The 25,377-nt window shown below is 39.5% G+C and carries 26 protein-coding genes; 17 read left to right on the top strand and 9 right to left on the bottom strand.

Annotation, left to right across the window (positions count from 1 at the left end):
• The first annotated feature begins 224 nt into the window (after positions 1-224).
• The 9 genes from NU887_RS12495 to NU887_RS12455 all read left to right on the top strand — a co-directional run bounded on the left by NU887_RS12495 (position 225) and on the right by NU887_RS12455 (position 5,379).
• On the top strand, positions 225-536 hold the full coding sequence (locus tag NU887_RS12495) for a hypothetical protein (protein WP_258423721.1): 312 nt from the start codon (positions 225-227) through the stop codon (positions 534-536).
• A gap of 153 nt (positions 537-689) precedes the next feature.
• Positions 690-845, top strand: coding sequence for a lmo0937 family membrane protein (locus tag NU887_RS12490; protein ID WP_258423720.1), 156 nt, complete (start codon positions 690-692; stop codon positions 843-845).
• Between the two features lie 128 nt (positions 846-973).
• The gene (locus NU887_RS12485) at positions 974-1,198 is read left to right on the top strand and encodes a general stress protein CsbD (protein WP_258423719.1); all 225 of its coding nucleotides are present in this window, start codon (positions 974-976) and stop codon (positions 1,196-1,198) included.
• 207 nt (positions 1,199-1,405) lie between these two features.
• A complete protein-coding gene (locus tag NU887_RS12480) occupies positions 1,406-1,966 on the top strand; it encodes a helix-turn-helix domain-containing protein (protein WP_258423718.1) in 561 nt (186 codons plus the stop codon).
• 89 nt (positions 1,967-2,055) lie between these two features.
• On the top strand, positions 2,056-2,406 hold the full coding sequence (locus NU887_RS12475; protein WP_258423717.1) for a cupin domain-containing protein: 351 nt from the start codon (positions 2,056-2,058) through the stop codon (positions 2,404-2,406).
• A 509-nt stretch (positions 2,407-2,915) separates the two neighbouring features.
• Positions 2,916-3,341, top strand: coding sequence for a hypothetical protein (locus NU887_RS12470; protein ID WP_258423716.1), 426 nt, complete (start codon positions 2,916-2,918; stop codon positions 3,339-3,341).
• A 41-nt stretch (positions 3,342-3,382) separates the two neighbouring features.
• Positions 3,383-3,625: a hypothetical protein gene (locus NU887_RS12465; RefSeq protein ID WP_258423715.1), complete on the top strand. Its 243-nt coding sequence runs from the start codon at positions 3,383-3,385 to the stop codon at positions 3,623-3,625.
• Between the two features lie 31 nt (positions 3,626-3,656).
• The gene (locus NU887_RS12460; RefSeq protein WP_258423714.1) at positions 3,657-4,133 is read left to right on the top strand and encodes a hypothetical protein; all 477 of its coding nucleotides are present in this window, start codon (positions 3,657-3,659) and stop codon (positions 4,131-4,133) included.
• A 715-nt stretch (positions 4,134-4,848) separates the two neighbouring features.
• On the top strand, positions 4,849-5,379 hold the full coding sequence (locus tag NU887_RS12455; protein ID WP_258423713.1) for a DUF6586 family protein: 531 nt from the start codon (positions 4,849-4,851) through the stop codon (positions 5,377-5,379).
• A 203-nt stretch (positions 5,380-5,582) separates the two neighbouring features.
• Here NU887_RS12455 and NU887_RS12450 read toward each other — a convergent pair whose 3' ends face one another.
• Together NU887_RS12450 and NU887_RS12445 are read right to left on the bottom strand one after the other, a co-directional pair.
• Complete coding sequence (locus NU887_RS12450) at positions 5,583-5,993, bottom strand: hypothetical protein (protein ID WP_258423712.1); 411 nt, start codon at positions 5,991-5,993, stop codon at positions 5,583-5,585.
• Between the two features lie 155 nt (positions 5,994-6,148).
• Complete coding sequence (locus NU887_RS12445) at positions 6,149-8,569, bottom strand: arylsulfatase (protein ID WP_258423711.1); 2,421 nt, start codon at positions 8,567-8,569, stop codon at positions 6,149-6,151.
• 265 nt (positions 8,570-8,834) lie between these two features.
• On the opposite strand from NU887_RS12445, the gene NU887_RS12440 reads away from it, so the two are divergent.
• Both NU887_RS12440 and NU887_RS12435 read left to right on the top strand, forming a co-directional pair.
• Positions 8,835-10,259, top strand: a complete 1,425-nt coding sequence (locus NU887_RS12440) for an aldehyde dehydrogenase family protein (RefSeq protein WP_258423710.1) — start codon at positions 8,835-8,837, stop codon at positions 10,257-10,259.
• 77 nt (positions 10,260-10,336) lie between these two features.
• On the top strand, positions 10,337-11,551 hold the full coding sequence (locus NU887_RS12435; RefSeq protein WP_258423709.1) for an iron-containing alcohol dehydrogenase: 1,215 nt from the start codon (positions 10,337-10,339) through the stop codon (positions 11,549-11,551).
• 273 nt (positions 11,552-11,824) lie between these two features.
• On the opposite strand, the gene NU887_RS12430 is transcribed toward NU887_RS12435, so the two are convergent.
• From NU887_RS12430 to NU887_RS12405, 6 genes are all read right to left on the bottom strand, one after another.
• Positions 11,825-13,021, bottom strand: coding sequence for an outer membrane protein assembly factor (locus NU887_RS12430; RefSeq protein ID WP_258423708.1), 1,197 nt, complete (start codon positions 13,019-13,021; stop codon positions 11,825-11,827).
• A 236-nt stretch (positions 13,022-13,257) separates the two neighbouring features.
• Positions 13,258-14,325, bottom strand: a complete 1,068-nt coding sequence (locus NU887_RS12425; protein ID WP_258423707.1) for a formylglycine-generating enzyme family protein — start codon at positions 14,323-14,325, stop codon at positions 13,258-13,260.
• A gap of 135 nt (positions 14,326-14,460) precedes the next feature.
• Complete coding sequence (locus NU887_RS12420; protein ID WP_258423706.1) at positions 14,461-14,922, bottom strand: hypothetical protein; 462 nt, start codon at positions 14,920-14,922, stop codon at positions 14,461-14,463.
• A gap of 42 nt (positions 14,923-14,964) precedes the next feature.
• Positions 14,965-15,567 (bottom strand): hypothetical protein, encoded by a 603-nt coding sequence (locus tag NU887_RS12415; protein ID WP_258423705.1) that lies wholly within the window; start codon positions 15,565-15,567, stop codon positions 14,965-14,967.
• 4 nt (positions 15,568-15,571) lie between these two features.
• Entirely contained in the window at positions 15,572-15,943 is a 372-nt protein-coding gene (locus NU887_RS12410) for a DUF4136 domain-containing protein (protein WP_258423704.1), read from the bottom strand.
• Positions 15,909-16,211: a DUF4136 domain-containing protein gene (locus NU887_RS12405; RefSeq protein ID WP_258423703.1), complete on the bottom strand. Its 303-nt coding sequence runs from the start codon at positions 16,209-16,211 to the stop codon at positions 15,909-15,911. Before NU887_RS12405 ends, NU887_RS12410 begins: the two co-directional genes overlap by 35 nt.
• 214 nt (positions 16,212-16,425) lie before the next feature.
• Here NU887_RS12405 and NU887_RS12400 point away from each other — a divergent pair, with 214 nt between their 5' ends.
• From NU887_RS12400 to NU887_RS12380, 5 genes are all read left to right on the top strand, one after another.
• Positions 16,426-17,586, top strand: coding sequence for a helix-turn-helix domain-containing protein (locus NU887_RS12400; protein ID WP_258423702.1), 1,161 nt, complete (start codon positions 16,426-16,428; stop codon positions 17,584-17,586).
• Between the two features lie 311 nt (positions 17,587-17,897).
• On the top strand, positions 17,898-19,052 hold the full coding sequence (locus NU887_RS12395; RefSeq protein WP_258423700.1) for a helix-turn-helix domain-containing protein: 1,155 nt from the start codon (positions 17,898-17,900) through the stop codon (positions 19,050-19,052).
• 124 nt (positions 19,053-19,176) lie between these two features.
• On the top strand, positions 19,177-21,297 hold the full coding sequence (locus tag NU887_RS12390; protein ID WP_258423699.1) for an alkyl/aryl-sulfatase: 2,121 nt from the start codon (positions 19,177-19,179) through the stop codon (positions 21,295-21,297).
• 307 nt (positions 21,298-21,604) lie between these two features.
• Entirely contained in the window at positions 21,605-22,843 is a 1,239-nt protein-coding gene (locus NU887_RS12385) for a BamA/TamA family outer membrane protein (protein WP_258423698.1), read from the top strand.
• A 57-nt stretch (positions 22,844-22,900) separates the two neighbouring features.
• Positions 22,901-23,788 carry a DUF2490 domain-containing protein gene (locus NU887_RS12380; RefSeq protein WP_258423697.1) on the top strand — a complete coding sequence of 296 codons (888 nt, stop codon included), beginning with the start codon at positions 22,901-22,903 and terminating at the stop codon, positions 23,786-23,788.
• Between the two features lie 88 nt (positions 23,789-23,876).
• Here the strand turns inward: NU887_RS12380 and NU887_RS12375 are convergent, their stop codons facing one another.
• On the bottom strand, positions 23,877-24,086 hold the full coding sequence (locus NU887_RS12375; protein WP_258423696.1) for a hypothetical protein: 210 nt from the start codon (positions 24,084-24,086) through the stop codon (positions 23,877-23,879).
• A 273-nt stretch (positions 24,087-24,359) separates the two neighbouring features.
• Here NU887_RS12375 and NU887_RS12370 point away from each other — a divergent pair, with 273 nt between their 5' ends.
• Entirely contained in the window at positions 24,360-24,839 is a 480-nt protein-coding gene (locus NU887_RS12370; protein WP_258423695.1) for a hypothetical protein, read from the top strand.
• The last annotated feature ends 538 nt before the right edge of the window (positions 24,840-25,377 follow it).

Below are 25,377 nucleotides of genomic sequence, written 5' to 3'. Positions count from 1 at the left end.
TTTTTCATATCCTTGTCAAAAAATAGATTTCTCAGTTTGAAGGGTGTGCCGAAAAAAATTAATTAACCTATAGTTCGAATAGATAAGTCTATTATTCTGATTTCCTGGTTACTCATCCTTTTTCCCACCTAAGCAAATCTGTTAAATATGAAACTTTTGGCGAGCAAATTATAAGAGTTGTTAACTAAAATCCTGCAAAATTGCCACATAAATAAACATCTAAGATGAAAAGATTCAATCTGATTTTAATGCTGGCAATAGCTTTCACCTTTTTCTCTTCTGCTTTAGTATTAGCTGGAGGCAAAGATAAAGTAGAGACCAAGCCCAAGATGCCTGAGGCCGAAATGAAGATTTTGGTGGACCGGCTCGAAGAGATCAAAACTATGGATAGGTCCATGATGGACAGAACCGAGAAAAAAGAACTGAGGTCTGAAGTGCGAGAAATCAATGAAGAAATAAAAAGAGATGGGGGAGGAGTTTACCTTTCCATAGGTGCGCTTTTGTTGGTCATCATCTTATTGATCCTGTTGTTGTAATCGGTCCTACCGGAATGGCAGATTTCTTACCTCTGAATTCGGGTATTCGAAATTGAAACCGTAAGAATTCATTTTGATTTTGGCCTTTAAAATTTCATTTACCCGAATCTAATATTTCATAAACTCTTAATTCAATTCTCAACAACCAAAACTATGGGAAATCTCCTTTATATTATTGCCGTTATTTTAGTTATCATCTGGGCCGTAGGCTTTCTTGGCTATGGCAGCGGTGGCATCATCCACATCCTCTTGGTCATTGCGATCGTAGTAGTTTTGCTGCGTGTCATCAGGGGAGGAAGCGGTGTCTGATATAACAGTATCCGCTTAGGTCTATGACAGAATATGTAATATTTGTAAGCCTATTCTGTCATTGTATAATCTTTTAGGTCGGTTTTAAGCCGACCTTTGTTTTTATATTAACCAACCCAAAACTTAATATGGAATTTAGAAAAAGTGTAAAAAAAGAACCTTTCAAGGTATACGGTGATTGGGGGAGACAATCTACCCACCTGCAAACCAGATTTCCTGAACTGACTGACGAAGACCTGGAGTTTGAAGAGGGAAAAGAAGACGAACTTATCAGGAGAATTGAAGTCAGGTTAAACAAAAATTACAACGAAGTTGTCAAATTTCTAAGAATAGGCCACATGGCCACAGTCTGATTTTTTTTGACCTTAGAGTGAATCCTAATTTTTTTTTTTGAAACAATTGCACAGAAATAGATTTTCTGTGAGTTTTTTTAATCCCACTTATGATTTCAATAATATTTTAAGTTTTATCAAAGAGAATCAGTAAATTACAAATACTCCCACCACGGATTTCAGCCAATTAATTTTTTAGAATATTTAAGTTAACCAAACTCAAAGAGCTTGAAAATCTATATCAAATATATGGTCAGCCTCCGCTGCAAAATGATAGTCCAAATGGAACTGGAAAAGCTAGGTATTCCCTTTCTTACCATTGACATCGGAATAGTCGATTTAAAAACTGAATTGACAGGGCAACAGCATGATGACCTTCAAGCCAACTTAAAAAAGATAGGGCTGGAGCTTCTTGATGACAAGAAAAGTATCCTTATTGATAAAATCAAAAATGTCATCATCGAAATGGTCCATTACAATGAGGAAGTACCCAAAGTCAATTATTCGGTCTTTATCAGTGAAAAACTCGGTTATGACTATACTTACCTTTCCAATATTTTTTCTGATGTAAAGGGGATCACCATACAGCAGTTTATTATTTTTCATAAAATCGAAAGGGTCAAAGAACTGATGCTGTATGACGAACTCAACCTGACAGAGATTTCTTACAGGTTAAATTACAGCAGTGTATCCCACCTTTCCAATCAGTTTAAGAAAATCACGGGACTGACTCCTTCATTTTTTAAGCAGATGAAAAAAATACGCAAAGAAAATTTGGAAAATGTATGATATATGTAAGTTTTACCATATAATCTGCAAAATTACCACTCCAATATTCCTGACATTTGTATCATAAGAATTGCAAAAAAGTACAGAAGATGGAAAGAAAAGGGAATTTGGAACTGGCAAAAGGATCAGAACATGTGATCACAGAAATCATCGAATACCTCACAGATTCGGTTGTCAGCAAGAGGATACTGAGCAAAGTCACCGGAAGCGTTACAGCTTCGGCTATGGATGTGGGTACCCAAGTTGAAGAAAGGATTTCCCATTTTGACAATTATATCCAGATTATCGATGGCAGTGCAGAACTTACGATAGATATCAAAAAGTTTACACTGACTCGTGGACAGGGAATCATTATCCCTGCCAACTCCAATTATATTTTCAATGCAAACAAACAGTTTAAGATGGTTTCGACAATCATCAAAAGCGGTTACGAGGATTAACTTTTTGATTGATTTCAGATTATCTATTTGTAGGTCAGCGACAAGCTTTGGAAGGTCTCTGTTACTTTAGAGGTTAACATGGATCGCCTGCTATTTTTCCTTCGGTGGAATTTGTTTGGGTGAATTAAATGATACCGATGCTTACCGACAAATGGATAATCACATTTTTTAATTTTTATTTTCCTTAGTGCAATCTCGGGATGAGATTACCTAACGAGTAGAAAGAATATTTAAAGATTTTATTAGGGCTTATAAAATGGTAAGAAAGGCAGGTCAAACCTGTCTTTTCTTTTTTTAATCCCCACCAAGATTTAGTTTTCTACCAGCCAATTTTTCTGTCTCTACAAACATTCCTGATTCTGTGTCACCATAGTCTATGTCCCCTCAACCCTTCCAGATTCCCCCAATAAGTAATATCTGTAAGCTTTATAGTATAATCTATAATTTTAAAAGACCTCCTAAGCCTACCTTTGAATAAATTAAACCAACGATTATTTACCACAAGTATTATGAAAAAAATCAGATCAATTACTGTATTAATTATGCTGTCGGGATTGCTTGCATTTGGATGTGAAGATTACCCGGATGGACCGGCTGTAAGCCTAATACCGAAAGCAGATAGAGTGGGCAATGATTGGAAAGTAGCAGAGGCTTTGGATAATGGCACCAATGTCACGGCGGATTACACGAAATATGAATTGGACCTTACAGAAGATGGCGCTGCCACCCTCACTGCACAGTATACTTTGCTCGGTATGGAATATGACTTCGTGACTAACGGAGTATGGATATTTATGAGTGATGAAGAAAAAATCTCTTTTGATTTTGACAACAACCTCGCAGATGGGATTTATGAAATACTGAAGCTTGAAAGTTCTGAAATGTGGCTTAAACAAGACGGAGGAACTCTCGAACTGCATTTTATCCCCAGATAAAACTTGAATTCGAATTTTTAACAAATAAAAAGAAACACACTATGAAAATTTCAGATTCAAATCCAACCGGATTGATTGTCAGCAGTGTACTGATGGTGATCGGTGCAGGGGCAATCATTGGTTTTTTTTTCAAAAAAAACAGAAATAACATAAGCAAGAAGAAGGTAAAGCAAACAGGTGAATACCTTGCAAAAAAGCTTAAGAAAGAAGGCAGAATCCTAAAAGACAAAGTAAAAAGCAGGATAGATGCTTCCAAAACAGCTTTGGAAGAAGTATCCAATTGAAATTTGGCATTAAAAACCACTAATCACCACGATGATGAATATCAAATCTAAAGTAAGCAGTTTGCTGCTAGTGTCGGCAATTGGGTTTGGCTTTGGCAGTTGCTCCAAGCCAATAGAAGAGAAAATGGACGATGCTGAATCAAAAGTAGAAGAAAAGCAGGATGAGGTAACCGAAGCAAAAGTGGACCTATACCAAGTCGCTTCTGACTCAGCCACCCAAGTCACTGAATACCTGATGGTAACCAAAGAAAGGCTAAAGGAAAATACCCAAAACCTGGAGGAAATCAAAGAAGGGTTCAGTTCCGACAAAACAGACCGCAAACTTGCTTATGACGAAGAACTGACAAGCTTGATCAATCAAAATCGTGCACTCATAGCAGTGGTCAATGATACTCCGGCTATCCAAAGCGATACCTGGAAAAACGTCAGGGTCGAATTGAACCAACAAATGGATGATTTGGAAAAATCCATCGCAGAACTGAAGGAAAAGGTTACGATTAAACCATAACAGTAATTAATAGGGCTTGAGAACGGGAAAAAAATGGCAGGTAATACCGGCCATTTTTTTTGTTTCCGGCATAATCCTGAACCTGAATTAGTTGCTTTTTTTGACAATAATATCCGCTGTGGCAGTTCAGGAAAATTTTTAACGATTCTTTGTCTATCCTCCCAAGATCATTTCCAATTCTAATCCTTTCAATTATTTTACCGGATAGACCAAGAATAAAAAATAGGCACCGTCATTGACAGTGCCTATTTACCCATACAGTCTAAAAAGCTTCCATGTTTTGGAAGTACAAATTTACCCCCTCTTTTAATGGAATCTCTTTTTACAGGGTTATCAAATTTTAGTCTTTTATTGACCTGAGAAGCTTTCTTTTAACATTAAAATAACCCAAAAGAATTTTGGTAAAAATTGACCGGAATTATGGGATGGCCAAAAAAAAGGCACTGCCATTAGCAGTGCCTTATACCCGTGAAGCCTAAAAATACACTTGATATCTGCTTCAAAATTACATTCTTTTTCAATTAGGGTACTTTTTAATCGGTTATCAAATCACTGTCTTTTTGTTTCCACAAGAGATTCATTTTTAATAAAAAAATAATTTGAAGGATTTTCATAACAGATTCCCTTTGTTCAATTTTCCAAAAAATCACTTAACATTGGAAATTGGATTATTGAATTTGGGTACTTTTACCAAAAACACAGACAACCCATGAAAATGAAGAAATATTCCCCCCTCAAGGAACATACGGATGCCAAATTGAGATATGCACAGCTGTATCTTGATGCCTTGAAAGAACCCAAAGTAGTAGGTTCAGACCTTGAAAAAGCACACCAAGGATCTTTTCTTTTTCACTTAAACGGAGTTGTGGATGCTTTCTTGGCAGAGATCAATGAATTATACGGCCTTGGACTTAAAGGAAAACACCTGACAATCGATCACCTCAAATCAGCCAAACCGGAATCAAAAAAGTCCCTCAAGGAAGTTAAAAAACTCGGGAAATTATTGGGCAAAAAGAATTGGCTTGCAGAATTGAGGTCCTTTGATCCCAACAATGTAAAGCCAGCAAAAAAAGGAAAGAAATCTGAAGTGGACAAGGAAGTCTCTAACCTTGTAGAAGAGGTGGTTATAATCCCTACAAATCCAATAATGGAGAGATTTGAAGATTGGCAGGCAAAAATGAGGAGGCTAATTTCTGAACTGAGAGAATCAGCCCTGCTTGGAAGCGGCAAAGCTCCTAAAAAATAAAAAAATCTTGTACTCCTTATTCTAATGCTCCCAGGTCTTCATGCTTGGGAGTTTTTTTATTTTTATAACCAACAGCTTAAGAAAGTGGCTAAATAAATCAAGACTGCGCAGCGTTTAAGTCGCATTTATCATTTTGAATTATTCATTTTTTCTCGCTTCTCGGCTCTCGAATCTCGGTTCTTGTCTTTGCCTTATTGTAATTCTTAAACAGTGTCTTTTTTTATAAATGCAGAAAGAATAAGATAAAAGGTAAATAAAAATACCATGAGGCAATCCACCATTACTGCCGTGCCGACTTGGTTGCTAAGGTATTGGCTGCCAATGGTTAGCACCAAAGCGATAAAAATGACTTTACTTATTCCTGCAATAATCAATGAATAAGACCTGACAGAGGGATTTAATGCCCCATAAAGTAACATTATTCCGATTAGCCCTAATAAAGCAGACCAATTTCGCACGATAATACTTTCATATGGTGATGAACCGGGAATTTCCCCAAAATTCATTTGAAGTGATGCTTCCGGTGAAAAAAGCCCAAGAAACATGCTGCAGGTTAATAAGCCGCAAAGGGCCATGATCCATTTGAAATTTGATAAAAATTTATCTATGATCATTTTCTTTAAGCCGTTTATAATCTTTTCTCTTTAATTCAGAAAATAAATAAGAATTTCAATGAGATTACCGCGGTAAATGCTCACTGAAATTCTTCCTTTAAAACCTCCGTGACTAAATAGCCAATTGGAGCAAGTCATCAAGCTGAACTTACCTTTTAATCAATTATGGCCGGGGCTTCTGATGGAACGGTTGCAGCAATGCGCTGTATTGTTACATTTTTGATGTTACCATTAAACTTACTTGACGTACCATAATCTGCCACAACAGTTCCTAAATCAACACCTACATCTGCCAAATCCACCACAGAGAAAATTCCAGGTTGGGTCCTTTCAATGCGGCCTTCTCCAAATTTTTGACCATCCACGGTAATCGTTCCAACACCACCGCGGCCTGGTCCGCCGCCATCATATTTGAAATCATACACCAAGGTGTGTTTTCCGGGTGCCAAAGTCTGGGTTGAAGAAATGGTGGTGGAATTCAATCCTAGGAAATTATAGGTAAAGAATGGCTTTCCGTTTTTGACATAGAATGATAATCCTCCAAACCGTCCTCCTTGGCAAACCAAAACCCCATTTCCCCCGGGTCCGACTTCAACCTCAGCGGTAATGGTGTAGGAGGTATTTTGTAAGTTAGGAAATACATCCACCCCCAGACCTTTCATGTCCTTTGTAAGCTTCATAGATGTTCTACCTGGTGCCATCACAGTTGGCCTGCCTGCGACCTCTGCTATCATTCGCTCTACCGTGCGATCATCAATGGGTAATACATGGTATTTCTCGGCTTCCTTCATAAATAGAGACTGCATATCTTTGAGTTTTTGAGGCTCTTTTTGCGAAAGGTCATTGGATAAGCTAAAGTCTTCTTTGGTGTTGTACAATTCCCAAACATCATTTTGCAGTGTATTAAATGGTTCTGGCAAAAAAGGAGCCTGGTGAATTGTTCGGGCATACCAACCGTCCTGATAAACAGCCCTGTTTCCGCCAATTTCAAAATACTGCACAGTATGTTGTTCCGGTGCGTCTCCATTGTTGAAGGAATATGCAAGACTGGTACCTTCGATAGGATCCTGTGCAATGCCGTTTACCATTTTGGGGGAAGGGATTCCAGTCACTTCGTAAACTGTCGGAGCCACGTCAGCGACAAAGCCAAATTGGTTTCTCATTTCCCCTTTGGATTTTATGCCTTTAGGCCAATGCACCACCATCCCGTTGCGGGTTCCTCCAAAATCTGAAGCCATTTGCTTTGTCCATGTAAAAGGGCTATTGGTAGCTACTGCCCATCCGGAAGCCATGTGTGGAATGGTACTTTCTGTTCCCCATTCGTCATAGAGCTTCATCATATCATCAACATTTTCTTTTACCCGGTTAAAGTAGGTCCATTCATTGAACATACCTGTTTGCTGACCTTCGGCGCTTGAGCCATTGTCACCGGCAATAAAGAAGATGATGGTATTGTCTAATTCACCCATTTCTTCGATCGCATCGATCAAGCGGCCGATTTCATGGTCGGTGTGCTCGGCAAACCCTGCAAAAACCTCCATTTGTCGGGCAAACAATTTTTGTTCAACAGGTGATAAATCGGCCCAATCCTGAATCTGCTCCGGTTTTGGAGGAAGGATTGTATTGGCAGGGACGATGCCCAATTTTTTCTGACGCTCCAGTGTTTCTTCACGCAATACATCCCAACCTTTGTCGAATTTGCCTTTATATTTGGCAGAATACTCTTTAGGGGCATGATGCGGGGCTCGTGTTGCACCCGGTGCATAGTAGATGAAAAATGGTTTGTCGGGCTGCAAAGCTTGTTGCTTGTTTACCCAAGAAACGGCTTGATTGGTCATATCGTTGGTGAAATGGTAGCCAGGATAGCTGGGAGTTTCTATCATGGTTACCCCATCATAAATGACCGGTGCCCAGTTGTTGGTTATTCCACCTAAGAATCCATAAAATTTCTCAAAGCCTGAATGGGTGGGCCATCTGTCTTGTGGTCCGTTACTTGATTTTTCCCAAGTAGGAGTCTCGTGGCTTTTTCCAAATTGGGCCGTGCTATATCCGTTTTGCCTGAGGACTTCAGCCAACGGGGTAATAGATTGAGGGCGAATAGAAGTGTAACCGGGATAAGAAGTTGCTAATTCAGTAATTATGCCAAGGTTTACGGAGTGTGGATTGTAACCCGTAAGCAAGGCTGCCCTTGTTGGGGTACAAAGTGCAGTGGTATGAAATCTGTTATATGTCAAGCCGTTTTTGGCAAGACGGTCGAGGGTAGGCATATATGCCGGACCGCCAAAGGTCTCGGGAACAGCAAATCCCATATCATCCATCAAAATTATAACTACGTTTGGAGCGTCTTTTGGAGCCGTAACTTCAAATTTTGGTGGCGGCGTGGTATTGCGCACATCGAGTTCGCTGTACCTTACCCTTTCCGGGTGTTTGATAGGTAGTATTGTTCTGTCTATGCCTTCGGAAATTTCAATGCCTTCAGCACCTATTTCCGAATCAGACTCATTTTGGCTGGGTCCGCAGGCAAAAAATGCAAGCAAGCCTGATATCATGAACAATTGTATTAATCGATTTTTCATATGGAATATTTATTTGTAATTTTTAAAAAGACTTTTCCAGCTTTTATCACTTCTCTCAAATACTCAAAAGTTTCTACTTTCTTATTTTATAAGAGTTTTTTTATTCTGTCAAACTTATTGTTTCCCGAAAAGAATCTTTGGAAAATCTTGCCATAATTCAAGGAATGTTTGAAGCATTATTGGAATGAATACCACATGGGATTTCAAAAAATTGGTTTCTAATTAATAAGGATGAAAATTGTTTGCTTATCAAATTTTAGAAAAAATGGAAGTGGAATTGATGAAAACCGAAATAGATAAGGTTTTCGATTTACAAAAAACTCATTCTTTAAATATGAGATCCAGCACTGCAGAGGAAAGGATCGGACTCATCCGTAAACTTCATGATTGGATATTGAACCATAGGGAGGATATCAGAAAAGCCATGTATGCGGATTATCGCAAACCTTACACGGAGACAGATATTTCAGAAATCTACCCGGTGGTATCAGAAGCCAAGCATACCATTAAGCATCTTAAAAATTGGATGAAAACAAAAAGGGTTCCTACACCGGTCACTTTTCTTGGTACCAAAGCTTCGATTCAATATGAACCAAAAGGTTCAAGTCTGATCATTGCCCCATGGAATTATCCCTTCAATCTGGCAATTTGTCCATTGGTATCTGCTTTGAGTGCAGGTTGTACGGTGATGATAAAACCTTCGGAAATGACGCCCCATACTTCTGCATTGATCAAAGAGATGATAGGGGAGATCTTCGAAAAAAACATGGTGTGTGTTATTGAAGGCGGGCTTGAGGCCAGTCAGCTGCTCCTTGCCAAACCATTTGACCACATCTTTTTTACTGGAAGTCCCATGGTCGGGAAGATTGTGATGCGATCGGCTTCAGATCATCTGGGCTCTGTAACCTTGGAATTGGGAGGGAAATCCCCTGTAATTATAGCACCGGATGCGGACCTCAAAGACGCTGCAAGGAAAATTGCTTCAACCAAATTCATCAATTGCGGACAGACCTGTGTAGCTCCTGATTTTGTTTTGGTGCCTAGATCCTTACGGGATGAATTTGTCCAAAATCTGAATGAAGCCATTGATACACTGTATGTCAGCGATGGACAGGGAGTGGAAAAAAGTCCTGACTATGGCCGAATAGTCAATGAAAGACATTTCAACCGGCTCAACAAATTGGTAGAAGATGCCTGTGAAAATGGAGCCACAATTGCCAAAGGAGGTAAAAATATACCAGAAGAAAATTTTATAGAGCCGACTATCCTTACCATGGTCAAGGAATCCATGGAAGTAATGGAAGATGAAATATTCGGACCCATACTTCCGGTGATGGACTATGAAAATATAGATGAGGCTTTGAATTTTGTAAACAAAATGCCAAAACCTCTTGCCCTGTACGCATTTTCAAAAAGTGACAAAAAGTTGGGATACATCTTTAGAAAGACTAGCTCAGGTGGTGCTGTTGCTAATGACTGTGTGCTGCATTTCATCCATCCGGAACTTCCTTTTGGGGGGGTAAACAATTCCGGGATTGGAAAGTCACATGGACATTTTGGTTTCTTGGAGTTTACCAATCAAAAATCTCTCCTCAAGCAAAGAGTCGGCTTCACCGCTGTGACACCTTTATTCCCACCTTATAACAAAGCAAAAGAGGTATTAATCGATGGTCTGTTAAAATGGTTTTGATAGGGATTCAATCCAAGAAAGCAATAGAATAAAGAAGTTCGGGTACTTTTTAAATGCCAAACAATCAATAAGAAAAAATGAGAAAAACCATTCTAACATTATATTATAGACTTTATCAAGCCTCGTTTAAACTCGCCATGCCATTACTTCCCTGGAGGAAACCGGTGGTGTTGGAGGGTGCTGGATGTGTAAAGAATGTGCCGGACTTGCTTCAGCAGTTAAAAATCAAGAATGTTTTGATCGTGACAGACAGTACATTGATGAAGTTGGGTTTATTGGATAACCTGATCACAGAACTTGGCGTCAATGGCTGCCAATATGCTGTTTTTGACAAGACTGTGCCCGATCCGACCATTGAAAATGTCGAGGAGGCATTGAAAATGTATCATCAGTACAATTGCAAAGCCATTATTGCTTTTGGAGGAGGCTCACCTATGGATTGTGCCAAGGCAGTAGGAGCGAGGGTCAGCCGTCCAAATAAACCGGTCGGGAAGATGAAAGGTGTATTGAAAGTGATTTTCAAAATCCCGACATTGATTGCAGTCCCTACCACTGCCGGAACAGGAAGTGAGGTAACATTGGCAGCTGTTATCAGCAATTCCGAAACCCACGAAAAATATCCCATCAATGATTTTTGTCTCATTCCCCATTATGCAGTACTGGACCCCGAGCTTACTTTAAAACTTCCACCCCATATTACTGCAGCAACCGGAATGGATGCAATGACCCACGCTGTAGAATCCTACATCGGTCGTAGTAATACCAAAGAAACAAGAAAAGCAGCATTGGAAGCAATAACCCTTATTCACCAAAACCTGCTTCAGGCTTATAACAGCCCGGGAGATCTGAAGGCCCGGGCAGCAATGCTTAAAGGTTCCTATCTGGCAGGAGTGGCTTTCACACGTGCCTACGTAGGATATGTTCATGCCATTGCACATACAATTGGCGGCTTTTATGGATATCCGCATGGACAAGCCAATGCCATCATCATGCCCCATGTGTTGGAATTTTATGGAAATGCAGCAAGCAACAGACTTGCGGAACTTGCTGACCATATTGGTATTGCCAACGGAAATTTAACTAACGCCCAAAAAGCAAATGCTTTTGTTCTTTACCTGAAAGACATGAATAAAAAAATGGGTATCCAAAGCAATATTCCAGAAATCGAGGAAAGCGATTTACCGGAAATGATTAGTAGGGCATTAGCAGAAGCCAACCCACTTTACCCAGTACCAAAAATTTTGTTTCGAGAGGATTTAAAAAAGCTTTATCTAAAAATCAAGGGGAAGTAAAAACCTTGGTTTATTGATAGGAAATAATTCTTAATCAACCAATTCGTTGCACCGAACACGGATATTCGAGTTTTTGCACGATTGGTTGATTTTTTTGTGTTCAGACAATGGTTGTGTCACCATTAACATTTTGAATTATTTATCCATTTTGGCTTTTGCCAAAATGCATTTTATTTTCACTTAACTCACCAACTAAAGAAGATGGTAATTTAAGGCTAAGACAAGCTGCTAATGAATTTCATTCAGAATTCCTCATTCTGAATTATTCATTTTTCAAAAACTCTCGTTCACATTCAGGTAAAAGCCCGAATTGCCTTTTTGGCCCCAACCATAATCTGCTGTAATTGTTGTGCGGTTTTTCTTATTGATCATGACGCGAAGACCTAACCCATATCCCGGGTTGAATTGTTCAAAAAGTTTTTCATTGGTGTCTCTGCTGCTGAAACTCCCTGCATTGACAAAAACTGTCCCGCCAAAAGTTTCCTTGTTTTTTTGAAGGGGGAATCGGTATTCTGCTTCGGTATAAGCCATGCTTTCACCCCGGAATCTACCTTGGGCATAGGCACGTCCTGACCTGCCAAACATGTCCCATCCGATGGAAGGGAGGTTCATATAGGGGAGATTGCCGCTTACAAGGAAGTTGCCATATCCCCATACTGCGATAAGATGCCTTTTTCTTCTTTCACTCAGGTTGAAATAGTGTCTATAATCCAATAAAAGTGTACTTGAGGATTGGTCAGATCCTAGGAAAGTGGGATTAATCTTGTAGGAAAGGAGAGCGAAGTTTTTCTCATAGGGGGAAACAGCAATGTCCCTGTTTTCCATGATGGCGTTCAAGGTAATTCCGGACAGAATATATCTTTCAGTAGAAAAACCCCGAGCTAGGTTATATGCATCATGAGAAAACCCTAAAGTTGGAGAGTTTTCTTCATTTGTAAAACTGTTGATCTTGGAGTGTTGGTCAAAATGGTACCCCATACCCAAGTAAAACTTTGAATCCCCAATTCTCCTCAATACAGTTTCATAAAATCTGATCAAATTGAAATCCATTTGTTGCTCCCCACGCCATACCCCAGGCCTGGCAGGATCTTCCTCAGGAATGTTTGGGGCACTGCTTCCCAATCCAAAAGTAGGCTGGGAGGTGATGAAATACCTCCAATCTCCGACCAAAATCCACTTGTTTTTATCTAAAAAGATATTGCTTCTTGAACTGAAGATCCATTGTTTTTTGGTGGTATAAAGAAAATTGCCGACGAGGTTCGACATCTTGGTATCCGCAGGATTACCCATGTACCATGTAGCGGAAGGGGCAAGACCAAACATCCACCCGTTTGCCGGATTGGAGCCTACAGCAGGAAGGGGAACCCACTTGAGGTTATTGATTTTGTTGGACTTGTAGGTAGTGGTGTCCTGAGCATTTACCTCAAGCAGAAAAGCAAAGAATGCCAAGGTGAAAATTATAGTCTTCATGTTAGCCGGAATAGGGGATGGTGGAAGGTTATTTTAAGGCTTATAGTCAAATATAATAGATAAAAATCAGGAAGTAACATGGATTTCCTTTGGAAAATCCAGTTTACTTCAACCTAAATAGAACTTACTTTTAGGTAGAATTAAACCGATACAAGATCACCAAAACGGGGGGGAAATGTTTGAATTTTTAATAAATTCAATTGATTTCAAAATTAAGAAGCAGTTAAAGAATGAAATTACTTTTTGTCCGCAACACACCTGAATCCAACATTGGAAGTGCCGCTGTCGTAGGCATGTCCTTGTCTTGCGGATGGCCTATAATTGATACAATAATCATCTGCACATAGAAAAGACCCACCTTTGATTACTTTTTCCATGGCGTATGGATTGTCAGGATTATAACATTTGCTGATTGCACTGTCAAGAGCAGGAGCTTCACCTGAGATTCTCAAAAAGGTGGCTGCATCAAACCAATCGCTTGTCATTTCCCATACATTGCCAATGATATCATAAAGTCCAAAATCATTTGGTGGAAAGTTTTTTACCGGTGCAGTTCCCAAGAAACCATCTCTTCCTTCATTGGCATGGGGGAAATCTCCTTGAAAAGTATTTGCCATAAATTGGCCATTTGGTCGAAAGTCTACACCCCACGCATAGCGTTGGTGGTCTTTTCCCCCTTTGGCGGCATATTCCCATTCTGCTTCCGTAGGCAATCTTTTTCCCGCCCATTTTGCAAAAGCTTCGGCATCTTCTGCAGCCATATGTACAACAGGATGGTTTTCTTTGCCTTTGATATTGCTTTCTGGACCTTCCGGATGTTTCCAATTTGCGCCAATTACCCATTTCCACCAAAGACTCAGGTCATTAGTTTGGGTAGAAACAGATTGGGCAGGAGGTGAGAATACCAAAGAACCGGGCTGCAAGTCTTCCTCTGCTGGTTTTGGCGTCCCTGGAGGAAGTTGAAGTTTCATTTCTTCCCAATCAGGTTTTCTTTCAGCAACTGTCACATATCCTGTTTCTTCTACAAATTTAGCAAATTGGGCATTGGTCACTTCGGAAACGTCCATCCAAAATCCTTTGACTTCACTTCGTACAGCAGGTCTTTCTACATGATAGGCTTCTTGTTCGTTGGTACCCATATAAAATGAACCACCTTCAATCCAAACCATCCCTTCTTTTGAAAAATCAGAAGCTTGTTTAATTTCAATTTCCGCAGTACTTTCTTCTTTTTCCTTTGGTTCGCATGAGCCCAAAAGGAAAAAAGCCAGCAATAATGCAAAAGTTAAAATTTGGAAATTCTTCATCTCGATAAGGTTTGTTTTATTTTTTAAAGTTAGGTGTGTCATTGAATAATTGCAATATCCTGTTTTTGCAATGAAATCAAAAAAACCTGCTCTTTGGAAAAGAGCAGGTCAGAATTTTTCTTTAACAAAAAAGCCTTAAAGCTCCCCTATAAATGGAAGACTTTCAGTGATGGCAAGGAGGACGGTGTTTTGGACATAGCTCTCAAGTTGAACAAACTTGGCTGCATTCACTGCACCGATTTCTTTTTTGATTTTTTTGTAATGTTTTGCTGCTAATCCTGTAAGGCCAGCGCTATTTTTCATTGCTTTTAAAGCTAGCATATCTGCATCAGTTTCAGAAAGCGTAGGCAACTTAGTCAGGTACTCCTCGATAAGTAAAATCCTATCTTTCATCAATGCCCTTCTTTCAATTTCATAGGTTTCATAAACTGTCCAAAATCCCGAATCTGCGGGAAGGCCCATGTACTGTTCGACCAATGCACGCTTTTCCATTCCAAAAGCGGATTGGATCAATTTGATCTCATCATTGATTTGCTGTGCATTGCTGATAAAAGGTAATGCAAAAAGCACCATTGCAAGGAATAATTTTGTTTTCATAATAGGGATTGATTTAAAAGGTTAAATGGTTTTGACTATGGTTTATTTATTAAAATTTAGCATTACAAATCCAAGGTTGAAGCCTAGCATAGACTGTGCCCTCATGGAATTGTTTTCAAAAGTCTGGTAGTATTTGGAGGAAAGCTTGATTCCGACATAATCACTCAATTGGTAGATGGCGCCAAGCTCCGGACGGATAATGAATTGTCTTGATTCTGTTTTATCAACAAATATTCCCATACTGACGGTTTGGGTATTGATGGCAGCCCCTGCACCAAAAGCCACAAAAGGTTTGAATGGTTTGGTTGCATTAAAGACATAAATGAAAGATCCCATAATAGGAGTGATCTTCAAATACCTGTATTGGGTTCCATGAAGGGAGGCTGAGCCACTTTCAAACAATTGGTCAGGTACTTTTTCAAAAAAATTCATGGTTCCAAATTCTACTCCATATCCAGTCTGATTTTCATTCATTTTGTAAAACTCAAAATTAGCCCCTCGGCCTGTAAAATTTTTTGTAAAATCAGCCGTCTTTCCAACAGGTAAAGCCGGTGCAAAATTTAACTGAATCATTGATCCTTGACCGGCAGCAGGAATGGAATAAAGACCCAACAATATTACTGACAGGTATATATATATTTTCATAAAATCACTTTTGGATGTAAGGAGATTGGATAAAAGCCTGATTGATACCTGCAACAGCTCTTTCAGTATTGCTGGTCTGTGACCCAGTAAGTGCACCATTGACAATTACCACCCAATCAACTTCCAGCTGATTGGTTGCCGATACGTTTTTCATATTGACCATTTGGATCAGTAATGAACCTGTAGATACTGAGCTGGATACCAATGGCTGGTATCCCGGATAAAGCCAACCTAGACCGGATCCCAAATTAGGTATCCACCAATCCCAAAACCACCAATTGTAGTTGAACAAAAGTGAATTGCTTTCAGGAACTGAAGGCAATAAAATATAGTCGGGATTGTCAAATTGGCTGACCTGCGTAAAAGCCCCTTGCAAGCATATTTGACCTGATTGCACCGAGAATACTTCTTCCGGCTACAAAATCCAGAAATGGAGGTTGTTGCCCCGGAGATATAGGTGTTTCGTTGACAATGACCACATTTTCCGGAATCGCAAAAGTGGTTCCCTGAGCAAAATCAAAGTCAGGATTGAAATTGGTGTAGACTACATCAAGTGTTGTGGCATCTTCAGGAAGTCCCGGAGCACAACCAATTGAAACAAGTAAAACAAAGACTAGTGCTAATGAAGTTAAATTGAATTTCATTAAATAAGGTAATTTTAAATATTAAAAACAGTGCTTCAAATGTATGAATAGTTTTTTGGAAAAAGCAAAACAGCATATTATCTGATTGACTTTCCTGAAAACATTATTGGAAAATTGGCAGGATATATCTGAATTGAAATTTAATTTTTAATTTGCAATTCGAATTAGAATAAAAAATAAACACCTAGATTGTAAACAATAAACACTTTTACCCATGGAGGTATCCCTTGATTGGAAAAATTTTTTTTACATATTTTCCCAGTTTGTCGGCTTTTTGGTAGGTGTGGTTTTGATTTTCTTTGGTTTTCGGAAGAATAGGCCAAACATATTACTTGGATTTAATTTTTTGGTTCTCACTTACAGCTCTTTTATTATTTGGCTGATTACCACTTCCTATTTTGTCTACTTTCCACAGCTATATAGAACAGGTAATTTTACCGGTCTTTTGTATATGCCCATGATGTATTTATATATCAGGATGGTGGTATCAGGAAAAAAGCTCCAATGGAAGGACGCTTTTCATCTGATCATCCCTTTTGTTTTTTTGGTGGATTATTGGCCCGTCTTACTCTTGGATAGCAGCGAAAAGCTGGCACTAATCAAGTCAGAAATATCCAATCCTGCTCTATTTACATCATTTAACCAGTCAAGATTTTTTCCCGATGGATTTTACACGCCTTTCAGATCCTTCGTTCTATCTATCTATTGGATTCTTTCAGTGTATTGGGTCAGGAAAGGATCAATGAAAATTGGTAAAGAAGTTTTTTCAAAAGAATGGTTTGCCTGGATTAAAGTTTTCTTGGTTTTGGAATTTTTGGTTTTTTTCCCCTTTTTTTTACTATTCTGGACCGTGGACCCGATAACAGCTTTCCATTTGGTCCATATTGCCATAGTACTTCTTAATTTGTCTACTGCATTTTCTCTTTTGTTCTTTCCAAAAATCCTCTATGGATTAGATAAGGATTTGTTTTTCTCGCATCTTAAAAAACAAAAATCTAAGACAGAAATCCTTGAAAATCTTTCAAAGGAAAAATCCTCTGAAATAGAAACTAAAATTAAGGTTGTACTTGAAGATCAAAAGAAATATCTGCAACATAGCTACTCAATACATGACCTATCTGATGACACTGGCATTCCTACTTATCTGCTTACGCTGTATATAAATAATGTTTTGAACACAAGTTTTACAGACCTGATCAATAAGAAGAGAATCGAAGAATGCTGCCAATTGATGGCATCGAGAAAATATTCGCACTTGGCAATCGAAGGATTTGCCAAGCTCAGCGGTTTCAATAATCGCAATTCCTTTTCTTTGGCTTTCAAGAAGTTTAAAGATATGTCTCCCTCTGCCTATTATAAAACCCAAATCAATTAGCATTTGACCGTTGGAAGGTTTTAGGAATGAAGAGTTGTATTCTAATCAAATAGTGTAGGGATGTAAATACGATACATATCGTGGGAATGAGAAGGAATTCAAAAAAAGGGCCTTCAAAAAAGGATTTTAACACAAAATTCCCTGTATGTTTGAAATCAATTTATATTCTCCCAACTGAAAAAAAAGTTATTTCCCATCAATGTTTACAATTATTATTGCCTCTGATTTTTTTTAAGTCTTTAAATTTGATGAATGAAATTAAACTAAATTAGAGACTTTACAGCCACCTAAATATTGAAAAAAATTAGATTATGGAGATCACAGCAGTAAATCTTTTCTACCTTTTTTCGATGTTTATTGGTTCCTTGGTGGGGTTGATTTTGATTTTTTTTGGCTTTCAAAAAAACCGACATAATATCCTTCTTGGGATCAATTTTTTATTGCTTACCTACATGTCTTTGATTGTATGGCTTATTACTTCAGGATATTACCCACATTTCCCATTTTTATACAGAACGGGTAATTTGGTTGCCTTTCTCTTTATGCCATTGATGTATGTATATATCCGTATGGTTTTGACAGGGAGGGGGATTACTAGTAAAGACCTTATTCACTTGCTACCTGTTTTGGTGTTTATTTTTGATTTTTGGCCGGTATTTATGCTAGACAATGCTGATAAGCAGTTATTGATCCAATCAGAAATTTCCAATCCTGTTTTGTTTACTAGCTACAGCCAGAGCCGTTTTTTTTCTTTTGATTTCTATACTCCCTTCAGGTCACTTGTCTTGGCATTTTATTGGGGGATTTCGGTCATCTTGATTTGGGCTAACGCAAAAAAGCAAGATATCAAAGGTTTTGCTAAAGAGTGGTTTGTATGGATTAAAATTTTCATGGGATTGGAATTCTTAATTTTCTTTCCTTTCCTTTTCTTGTTTTGGGCAATTGACCCTCTCACTAATTTTTTTCTTATTCATTTGACTATTGTGATTATAACCTTGATTACAGGTTTTTCTTTGGTGTTTTTCCCAAAAATCCTTTATGGGATGGACCAAAACCTGTTTGTGGAGCAATCTATAAAAAGCAAACCTGAAAAGAATGAAACCCTGTCCGAACAAAAGGCAAAAGAGATTGAATCAAAACTCGATCTTGTCTTAATCAAGGATAAGAAATTTCTTCTTCATGGCTATTCTATTCACTCTTTGGCTGCAGATATCGATATTCCTGTATATATACTAACTCTATATATCAACCACCACCTTAAAACCAATTTTTCTGATTTGATCAACCAAAAGAGAATAGCCGAATCCTGTAAGCTGATTGAAACAGGAAAGTTTGAGCATCTTTCCCTAACCGGCCTTGCAGAAAAATCGGGATTTAATAACAGGAACTCTTTTACTTTAGCTTTCCAAAAGTTCAAAAATGTTTCTCCCTCAGTATATATCAAATCTTTAAAGACAAAAGCCTGAAATCAATCTCGCCAATTTTGTTTAAAAATTGGCATCAAAGTCCTTCCTATCTTCCGTTCCTCTTATTGCCGTAGTAGATTTAGAGGTTATTTAAATTTTAAAAACTTATAAAAGATTTATGGGCATGAAACCAGTTTATAAAACCCTACTGATTCCGTTTTTGATAGTGATGTTATTTAGCCAAATCAGTTGTAATAATCAGAGTACCGAAACTTCAGACGCCGAAACTTCAGGATCGGATTTATCAGTAAGTGGCCACTTTGATTCGAAGGGAAAGGCTCCTTCAGAATTCACCAAGAAAATCCTCGACGAAGCGAGGAACTCTCTTCCCTTTTCCGACACACGTGATTTTGAAGAGAACAAAAAGGGTTTCATCGCAGCGATGTCGGTACGACAAATTATGGCCGATCAAGGTCATGTTACCTGGGATATGGATGCCTATAACTTCATCGACGAACAGGAACAATATAGTAGCATTCACCCCTCCTTGCACCGCATGGCTAAACTCAATCAGAACTATGGGCTCTATGAGGTAACTCCGGGCATTTATCAGGTGAGGGGCCTCGATCTGTCGCAGATCACTTTCATCCGTGGAAAAAAAGGATGGATTGCTTATGACGTTTTGGTTAGTGCAGAGACAGCAAGGGCTGCTTGGAAGCTGCTTCAGGAGCATGTTGGTGAAGGCTTGCCAATCTCAACGGTCATTTATTCCCATAATCACGGTGACCACTGGGGAGGTGTTCGTGGACTGATAACTGATGAAGATGTATCCTCCGGGAGAGTTCAGGTCATTGCACCCGATGGCTTTATGGACCATCTTGTCTCTGAGAATGTATTTGCAGGCAATGCGATGAACCGTCGTATGTTTTACCAGTATGGTCTTTTATTGCCAAGGAGTGAGTATGGTTATGTGACCCAAGGCCTTGGGCATGCTGTTTCAGCAGGTTCGGTAGGACTGATTGCTCCTACTAAATTGATCACCAAGCCTATTGAGGAAGTAATGGTGGACGGCGTCCGAATGATCTTCCAATTGACACCGGGCACCGAAGCACCCGCAGAGATGAATACATATTTTCCAGACTTGAAGGCTTTGTGGATGGCAGAGAATGTACAGCATGGCATGCACAATATCTACACGCTACGCGGTGCACCGGTGCGCGATGCCCTAAGGTGGTCGAAATATATCAATGAGACTTTATATCTTTTCGGTGACAAGGCCGAAGTGATGTTCGCTTCCCACCACTGGCCCCGTTGGGGCAACGAACGCATCCGGGAAGTACTGCGCGACGCCCGCGATGCTTATGCGCACCTGAACAATCAGGTCCTGCACCATGCCAATCAGGGCGTAACCATCAATCAGATCCACAACGTTTATGCCCCACCGCAGAGTCTGCAAAAATCCGCATGGCATTCGCGTGACTATCACGGCTCTGCCGAAAATAATGCGCGTGCGGTTATACAGCGTTTTCTGGGTTATTGGGACGGCAATCCAACCAACCTGATTTCTCTGTCTCCTGAAGAATCGGCCCCTCTGTATGTGGAAATGATGGGAGGCTCCAAAAAAATATTGGACAAGGGCAAAGAACTGATTGCCGAAGGTAAATACAAACTAGCCACTGAGATACTAAACCGCCTTGTCCTGGCAGAGCCGGACAATCAAAATGCAAAAGATCTTTTGGCAGACGCCTTTGAGCAGCTTGGTTACCAACAGGAGAATCCTGGTCTTCGAAATAGCTTCCTTGCTGCTGCATATGAATTAAGGAATGATATTCCGACTTCAGCGATTCCAAATTCCAGTAGTCCGGATGTGATCCGCGTCATGACAACAGGCCAGTTTCTCGACTTCCTCGCGATCAGAATGGATGGTAGAAAAACCCAAGGCATGAAGTATGGTATCAATCTTATCACACCTGACAATGGTGAGAAGTACGCCGTTGAATTGAGCAATGAGACGATGACCAACATCCAAGGTTACCTTTTGCCTGATCCGGATCTGACAATTACGATTAAACGAAAAGACCTCGAGAAGGCAATGATGGGCCTCAAGACTTTGGCTGATATGATCAAGGACGGAACTGCAAAGACCGAAGGTGATCCTTCGATCCTTGCCAAGATAGGTTCCGCAATCGTCAACTTTGATCTACGGTTTCCGATTATGCCCGGCACCCGTATTCGTGGTTCTCAGGCATCTCCTACTGTAGATGCTTATTCTGCTGGAGGTTTAGGACGAAATTCACCGGAATAAGAATTAATCGGAGCCCCTTGCCGCGGGTCTTCAAGGGATTGCTTACACCGATCTTTGAAAAAATATGGAATCAAAGCCATTGTCAAGAAGTAATTTGACAATGGCTTTGATTTAAAAGATTATCCCAAAATGTTCTATTTGTTGGGATTTATCAAGGGATAATTAAGGATCCGGTAAGCCTTTTCAAGAATTTATCAAAGCTTTCCTCAATTCTTGCAATGATTGCTTTAATAGGTGCAATAATAATTGAAATGCCAAATCCAATGCCACTATATTTATTTATTCAAAAAATATATTCCTGCCAAAAATGAAAAAATCCCTTACTGTTGCATTGTTTTTTGGTTTCCTTTTTTTTAGACCTCTAGTTACATTTGGTCAAGAGGAAGAGAAGGCTCCCGAAAAAGTAGAGAAAAAAGAAAAGAAAGTGGATATTACTATTTTACCGGTGATTGCAGCAAACCCAACTGTGGGTGTTTTATTCGGTGTTTTGCCTGGGTTCAACTGGAATATGGGATCCGAGGAGAATACAAGAAATTCGACAGCATTGGCCGGAATCTATTATACGACGTTAGATCAACTATTTACTTCCATCCGCGCCAATGCATTTACCAATGAAGATAGATTCAATCTGTTGACTGACATCCGTTTTAACCTCAATGCGCAACCCACCTATGGTCTTGGTTCCGTTTTGGATAAAAGTACTTTGGTTGGAGGAAACGACATTCCTTCGGACAATCCCTATCCCGGGTTTCAAAAACAGGAAATGATGTCATTTAATAATTTCAGGCTGTATCAAACTGTCCAAAAAAGACACAAACAGACCAATCTGTTTTATGGAATAGGTTACCATTTGGATATCTTTTGGAATATCAATGACAAACAGCTTGATCTTGAAGCCGACCCTCAGAGAATAACCCATCACTACCGGTATCAAACCCTAAAAGGAATCAATACCGAAAAGTATTCCCAATCAGGCCTTTCGGCCAATGTCACCTTTGACAGCCGGGATAATGTTGTAAACCCATATGTCGGTCAATTGGCCGCTGTTTCTTTGAGGGCTTTTCCTGAGTTTTTGGGAAGCACCACCAACGCCTCCCAATTGTGGATGGAATACCGAACCTATGTCAACCTGGATAAGAACCGCGCCCGTAATGTATTGGCTTTTTGGACATACGGTTGGTTTGTTACAAGCGGCACTTCGCCTTACCTTGCTTTGCCTGCTATCGGATGGGACATGTTTGCCCGTTCTGGAAGGCCTTACACACAAGGAAGAATCAGGGGGGAAGACCTTATGTATGCAGAAACAGAATGGAGGTTTCCATTGCAAAGAGAAAAGAATAAGTGGGGTGGTGTACTATTCGTGAATACCTCCACCGCAAGCAGCAGAACTGAAGACATTAGTCTGGCAAGTAATTTTGTCTTTGGATATGGAGGCGGCTTGAGGTTTATGATCAATGAAAAGAAAAGGGTCAATCTAGGTCTTGATTATGCTTTCGGTGCTAATGGAGCACAGGGATTGTTTGTCAACCTCAATGAGTACTTTTAACAAATTTAGTAGTTAATAGATAGTGGGTTTATATTTGGTTTGGATTTAGTTAAAAGGGTGAAAAACATACCAAGGTCAGGGTACATGAAGTTGGGGTCTATTTCTTGGTTTCAGCGGGTCAATACCCAAGCTGAAGCAATGAAACCAATGGACGAGAAAGGTACCAAAATGAAAAGGGCCAAAAGGATGTTTTTCCCCTTTTTTATTTTTCTATTTGTAGGGCTTCAGGTTCAGGCCCAATCCAATAAACCCCAATATTGGTTCACTTATAACCACACCGGAAGATTTGCTGATAGGTGGAGTTATGGATTTGACCTTAATCACCGTACCAACGGAATCATTCCTTTCAATTCCAGTCTGAGTGCGGCAAGGATGGGGATGAACTACCATAGCAAAACAGGATTCAGGATTACGGCAGGGTATGCCTGGTTTGGGACTTTTGTGCCCCAACAAGAACGGATCTGGCTGCATGAAAACAGGCTTTATGAACAGGTTCAATACAGCCACTCTTCCGGTAAGGTCAATTTCACCCACCGCATCCGGATCGAGCATCGGTGGAGACAATTGTTTACTGATGCGGCTTTGGATAAAACCGAAGTTTTCTTGACCAACAGGTACCGCTATCTTATCCAATTAGATGGTCCGATTGCAAGAAGACCCAATAGACAGACTTATTTTCGTTGGCAAGTGGCCAATGAGTTTTTTATCCATAACAAGGAGGAAATAGGGTATATGCTTTTTGACCAGAACAGGACTTTGGCAGGAGTACTGATTTCGCCTTCCAAAACCCTCAGTTTGGCGGTACTTTACCAGCTTATCTTACAGCAGCAGCCCTTTCTCAAGGAAACCCGCACCATCAATTCCTTTAGGATCACACTTTTTCACCAATTGGATTTCAGGAAAAGGAAGACCATTACGGTGGAGGAAATACCTGTTATTGATTGAGAATCATTTGCTAGGACATATTCAGCAGTGAGGTTAAAAAATCAGAACAGGATGGAACAAATAAATCGGACTTAATTAATTGATAATCTTATTCCCTGTGATTCTCCTCGTACTTTTTAAGAATCTGTTTCAAAGAATCAAGGTAACTGTCTAAGTATTTGTTGTATTCTAGGTTGCTATCCAAATTGGTATCGGACTCAGAATCCCCTCCCGGGCCATGCTGGAATTTTGGGGAATATTCCCGGATTTTGAGCGTGATAGCAATGATTTCCCGGTTAAGTTCTTCTTCGGATTTCATTTGAAATGAAGGTTAAGAATTTTTTTTTAAACGTCAGAGGGTAAACGTCAATTGTGGTTGGGAGAAAGCGGGATACAAAGTGGGTCGTAAATTGTATGATTCAAACAAACTCTAGAGAGAAGTTTAAATTTATTGAAATTTTTTGATTATCCGTGTATAAACGTTTAAATCGGATAAGTTGCTTCTGAGACTAGTGTTTAAGTAGGAAAGATTGAATTGCATTGTTACTTTAGTTTGATAAGTATTTTTAACTCATAAACTTTAACAAACAACATGGACAATTCAATCTCAATCACCATCCCACCCGCAGAACTGCAAGCAGTCAAAGATGCCCTAGCTACCATTAACGGTATATTGAAGCCTTATCTCAAAGCCCTTACCCCCGAAGACCGCCGCAAACTTCTCAAAATGGGAGATGGGTCCGAACCTTTTGTCAGCAAGGTCATGGATTATGCTGTCTCTGATCCACAGTTTCTTCCGTCATTTGTACAGCTCGCCGAACTGGAAAAAGACTGGGATGCCTACTCTGCACTGGTTCCTATCTTCCGTACCGTACAGCAACTTGAAAATAACCTTAGTGACACCGTGATGCTAACAGGGTCTGAAACATTTGAAGGTTCACTCAGTTATTACAACTCGGTGAAGATGGCAGCCAAAATGAATGTTCCCGATGCCAAAACCATCTATGAAGACCTCAGCAAGAGGTTTGAAGCACAGGGAAAAAGGAAGTCAAAACCAAGTGAGGAAATATAAAAGAGTCGTGGGTTACCCTTTATTCCAGGTCGGATCGCAAGATCCGGCCTTTTTTTGTGTAAAAAGGCTACTGCACTAGCCTAAAATACTCCTTCAGTACCTTTAGAAGGTACTCGAGTACCCTCGGTGCATACTCGAGTACTCTCGGAGTATAGTTGAGTACTAAAATTTGATACAGAGAAAGACTAAAAGAATACCGCAGTATCAAAAAAGATAACTCGTGTAATAAATTTTATTACTGCTGTATTGAATCAGATTACTGCTGTATTAAAATTTATTACTGCTGTTCTCAAAAAGAATACTCCTGTACTAAAAAAGAATACTGAAGCAATAAAAAAGACTACTTCAGTATTCAAAAAGATTACCCCTGAAGTCTTTTAGAATACACGAGTACCTTCTGAGCATACTGCAGTACCAAAATAAGGTACTCAAGTAGGTGAGGAGGGTACAAATCGAACCTTTTTGACTACATCTCTTTCCAATGTTTATCCTCATGGATAAAAAATAAAGACAAAAAAAATGTCAGTGGGGACACTGA

This window comes from Aquiflexum gelatinilyticum (assembly GCF_024741135.1).
GTDB lineage: Bacteria > Bacteroidota > Bacteroidia > Cytophagales > Cyclobacteriaceae > Cognataquiflexum > Cognataquiflexum gelatinilyticum.
Note: the sequence above shows the minus strand (reverse complement) of the source record. Positions and strands in the feature narration are given on the sequence as shown.

What these genes read in the sequence shown, in the direction of transcription:
- NU887_RS12495 (WP_258423721.1), top strand. Translation starts at nt 225, where the DNA reads ATGAAAAGATTCAATCTGATTTTAATGCTGGCAATAGCTTTCACCTTT.
- NU887_RS12490 (WP_258423720.1), top strand. Translation starts at nt 690, where the DNA reads ATGGGAAATCTCCTTTATATTATTGCCGTTATTTTAGTTATCATCTGG.
- NU887_RS12485 (WP_258423719.1), top strand. Translation starts at nt 974, where the DNA reads ATGGAATTTAGAAAAAGTGTAAAAAAAGAACCTTTCAAGGTATACGGT.
- NU887_RS12475 (WP_258423717.1), top strand. Translation starts at nt 2,056, where the DNA reads ATGGAAAGAAAAGGGAATTTGGAACTGGCAAAAGGATCAGAACATGTG.
- NU887_RS12470 (WP_258423716.1), top strand. Translation starts at nt 2,916, where the DNA reads ATGAAAAAAATCAGATCAATTACTGTATTAATTATGCTGTCGGGATTG.
- NU887_RS12465 (WP_258423715.1), top strand. Translation starts at nt 3,383, where the DNA reads ATGAAAATTTCAGATTCAAATCCAACCGGATTGATTGTCAGCAGTGTA.
- NU887_RS12460 (WP_258423714.1), top strand. Translation starts at nt 3,657, where the DNA reads ATGATGAATATCAAATCTAAAGTAAGCAGTTTGCTGCTAGTGTCGGCA.
- NU887_RS12455 (WP_258423713.1), top strand. Translation starts at nt 4,849, where the DNA reads ATGAAGAAATATTCCCCCCTCAAGGAACATACGGATGCCAAATTGAGA.
- NU887_RS12450 (WP_258423712.1), bottom strand. Translation starts at nt 5,993, where the DNA reads ATGATCATAGATAAATTTTTATCAAATTTCAAATGGATCATGGCCCTT.
- NU887_RS12445 (WP_258423711.1), bottom strand. Translation starts at nt 8,569, where the DNA reads ATGAAAAATCGATTAATACAATTGTTCATGATATCAGGCTTGCTTGCA.
- NU887_RS12440 (WP_258423710.1), top strand. Translation starts at nt 8,835, where the DNA reads ATGGAAGTGGAATTGATGAAAACCGAAATAGATAAGGTTTTCGATTTA.
- NU887_RS12435 (WP_258423709.1), top strand. Translation starts at nt 10,337, where the DNA reads ATGAGAAAAACCATTCTAACATTATATTATAGACTTTATCAAGCCTCG.
- NU887_RS12430 (WP_258423708.1), bottom strand. Translation starts at nt 13,021, where the DNA reads ATGAAGACTATAATTTTCACCTTGGCATTCTTTGCTTTTCTGCTTGAG.
- NU887_RS12425 (WP_258423707.1), bottom strand. Translation starts at nt 14,325, where the DNA reads ATGAAGAATTTCCAAATTTTAACTTTTGCATTATTGCTGGCTTTTTTC.
- NU887_RS12420 (WP_258423706.1), bottom strand. Translation starts at nt 14,922, where the DNA reads ATGAAAACAAAATTATTCCTTGCAATGGTGCTTTTTGCATTACCTTTT.
- NU887_RS12415 (WP_258423705.1), bottom strand. Translation starts at nt 15,567, where the DNA reads ATGAAAATATATATATACCTGTCAGTAATATTGTTGGGTCTTTATTCC.
- NU887_RS12405 (WP_258423703.1), bottom strand. Translation starts at nt 16,211, where the DNA reads ATGAAATTCAATTTAACTTCATTAGCACTAGTCTTTGTTTTACTTGTT.
- NU887_RS12400 (WP_258423702.1), top strand. Translation starts at nt 16,426, where the DNA reads ATGGAGGTATCCCTTGATTGGAAAAATTTTTTTTACATATTTTCCCAG.
- NU887_RS12395 (WP_258423700.1), top strand. Translation starts at nt 17,898, where the DNA reads ATGGAGATCACAGCAGTAAATCTTTTCTACCTTTTTTCGATGTTTATT.
- NU887_RS12390 (WP_258423699.1), top strand. Translation starts at nt 19,177, where the DNA reads ATGAAACCAGTTTATAAAACCCTACTGATTCCGTTTTTGATAGTGATG.
- NU887_RS12385 (WP_258423698.1), top strand. Translation starts at nt 21,605, where the DNA reads ATGAAAAAATCCCTTACTGTTGCATTGTTTTTTGGTTTCCTTTTTTTT.
- NU887_RS12375 (WP_258423696.1), bottom strand. Translation starts at nt 24,086, where the DNA reads ATGAAATCCGAAGAAGAACTTAACCGGGAAATCATTGCTATCACGCTC.
- NU887_RS12370 (WP_258423695.1), top strand. Translation starts at nt 24,360, where the DNA reads ATGGACAATTCAATCTCAATCACCATCCCACCCGCAGAACTGCAAGCA.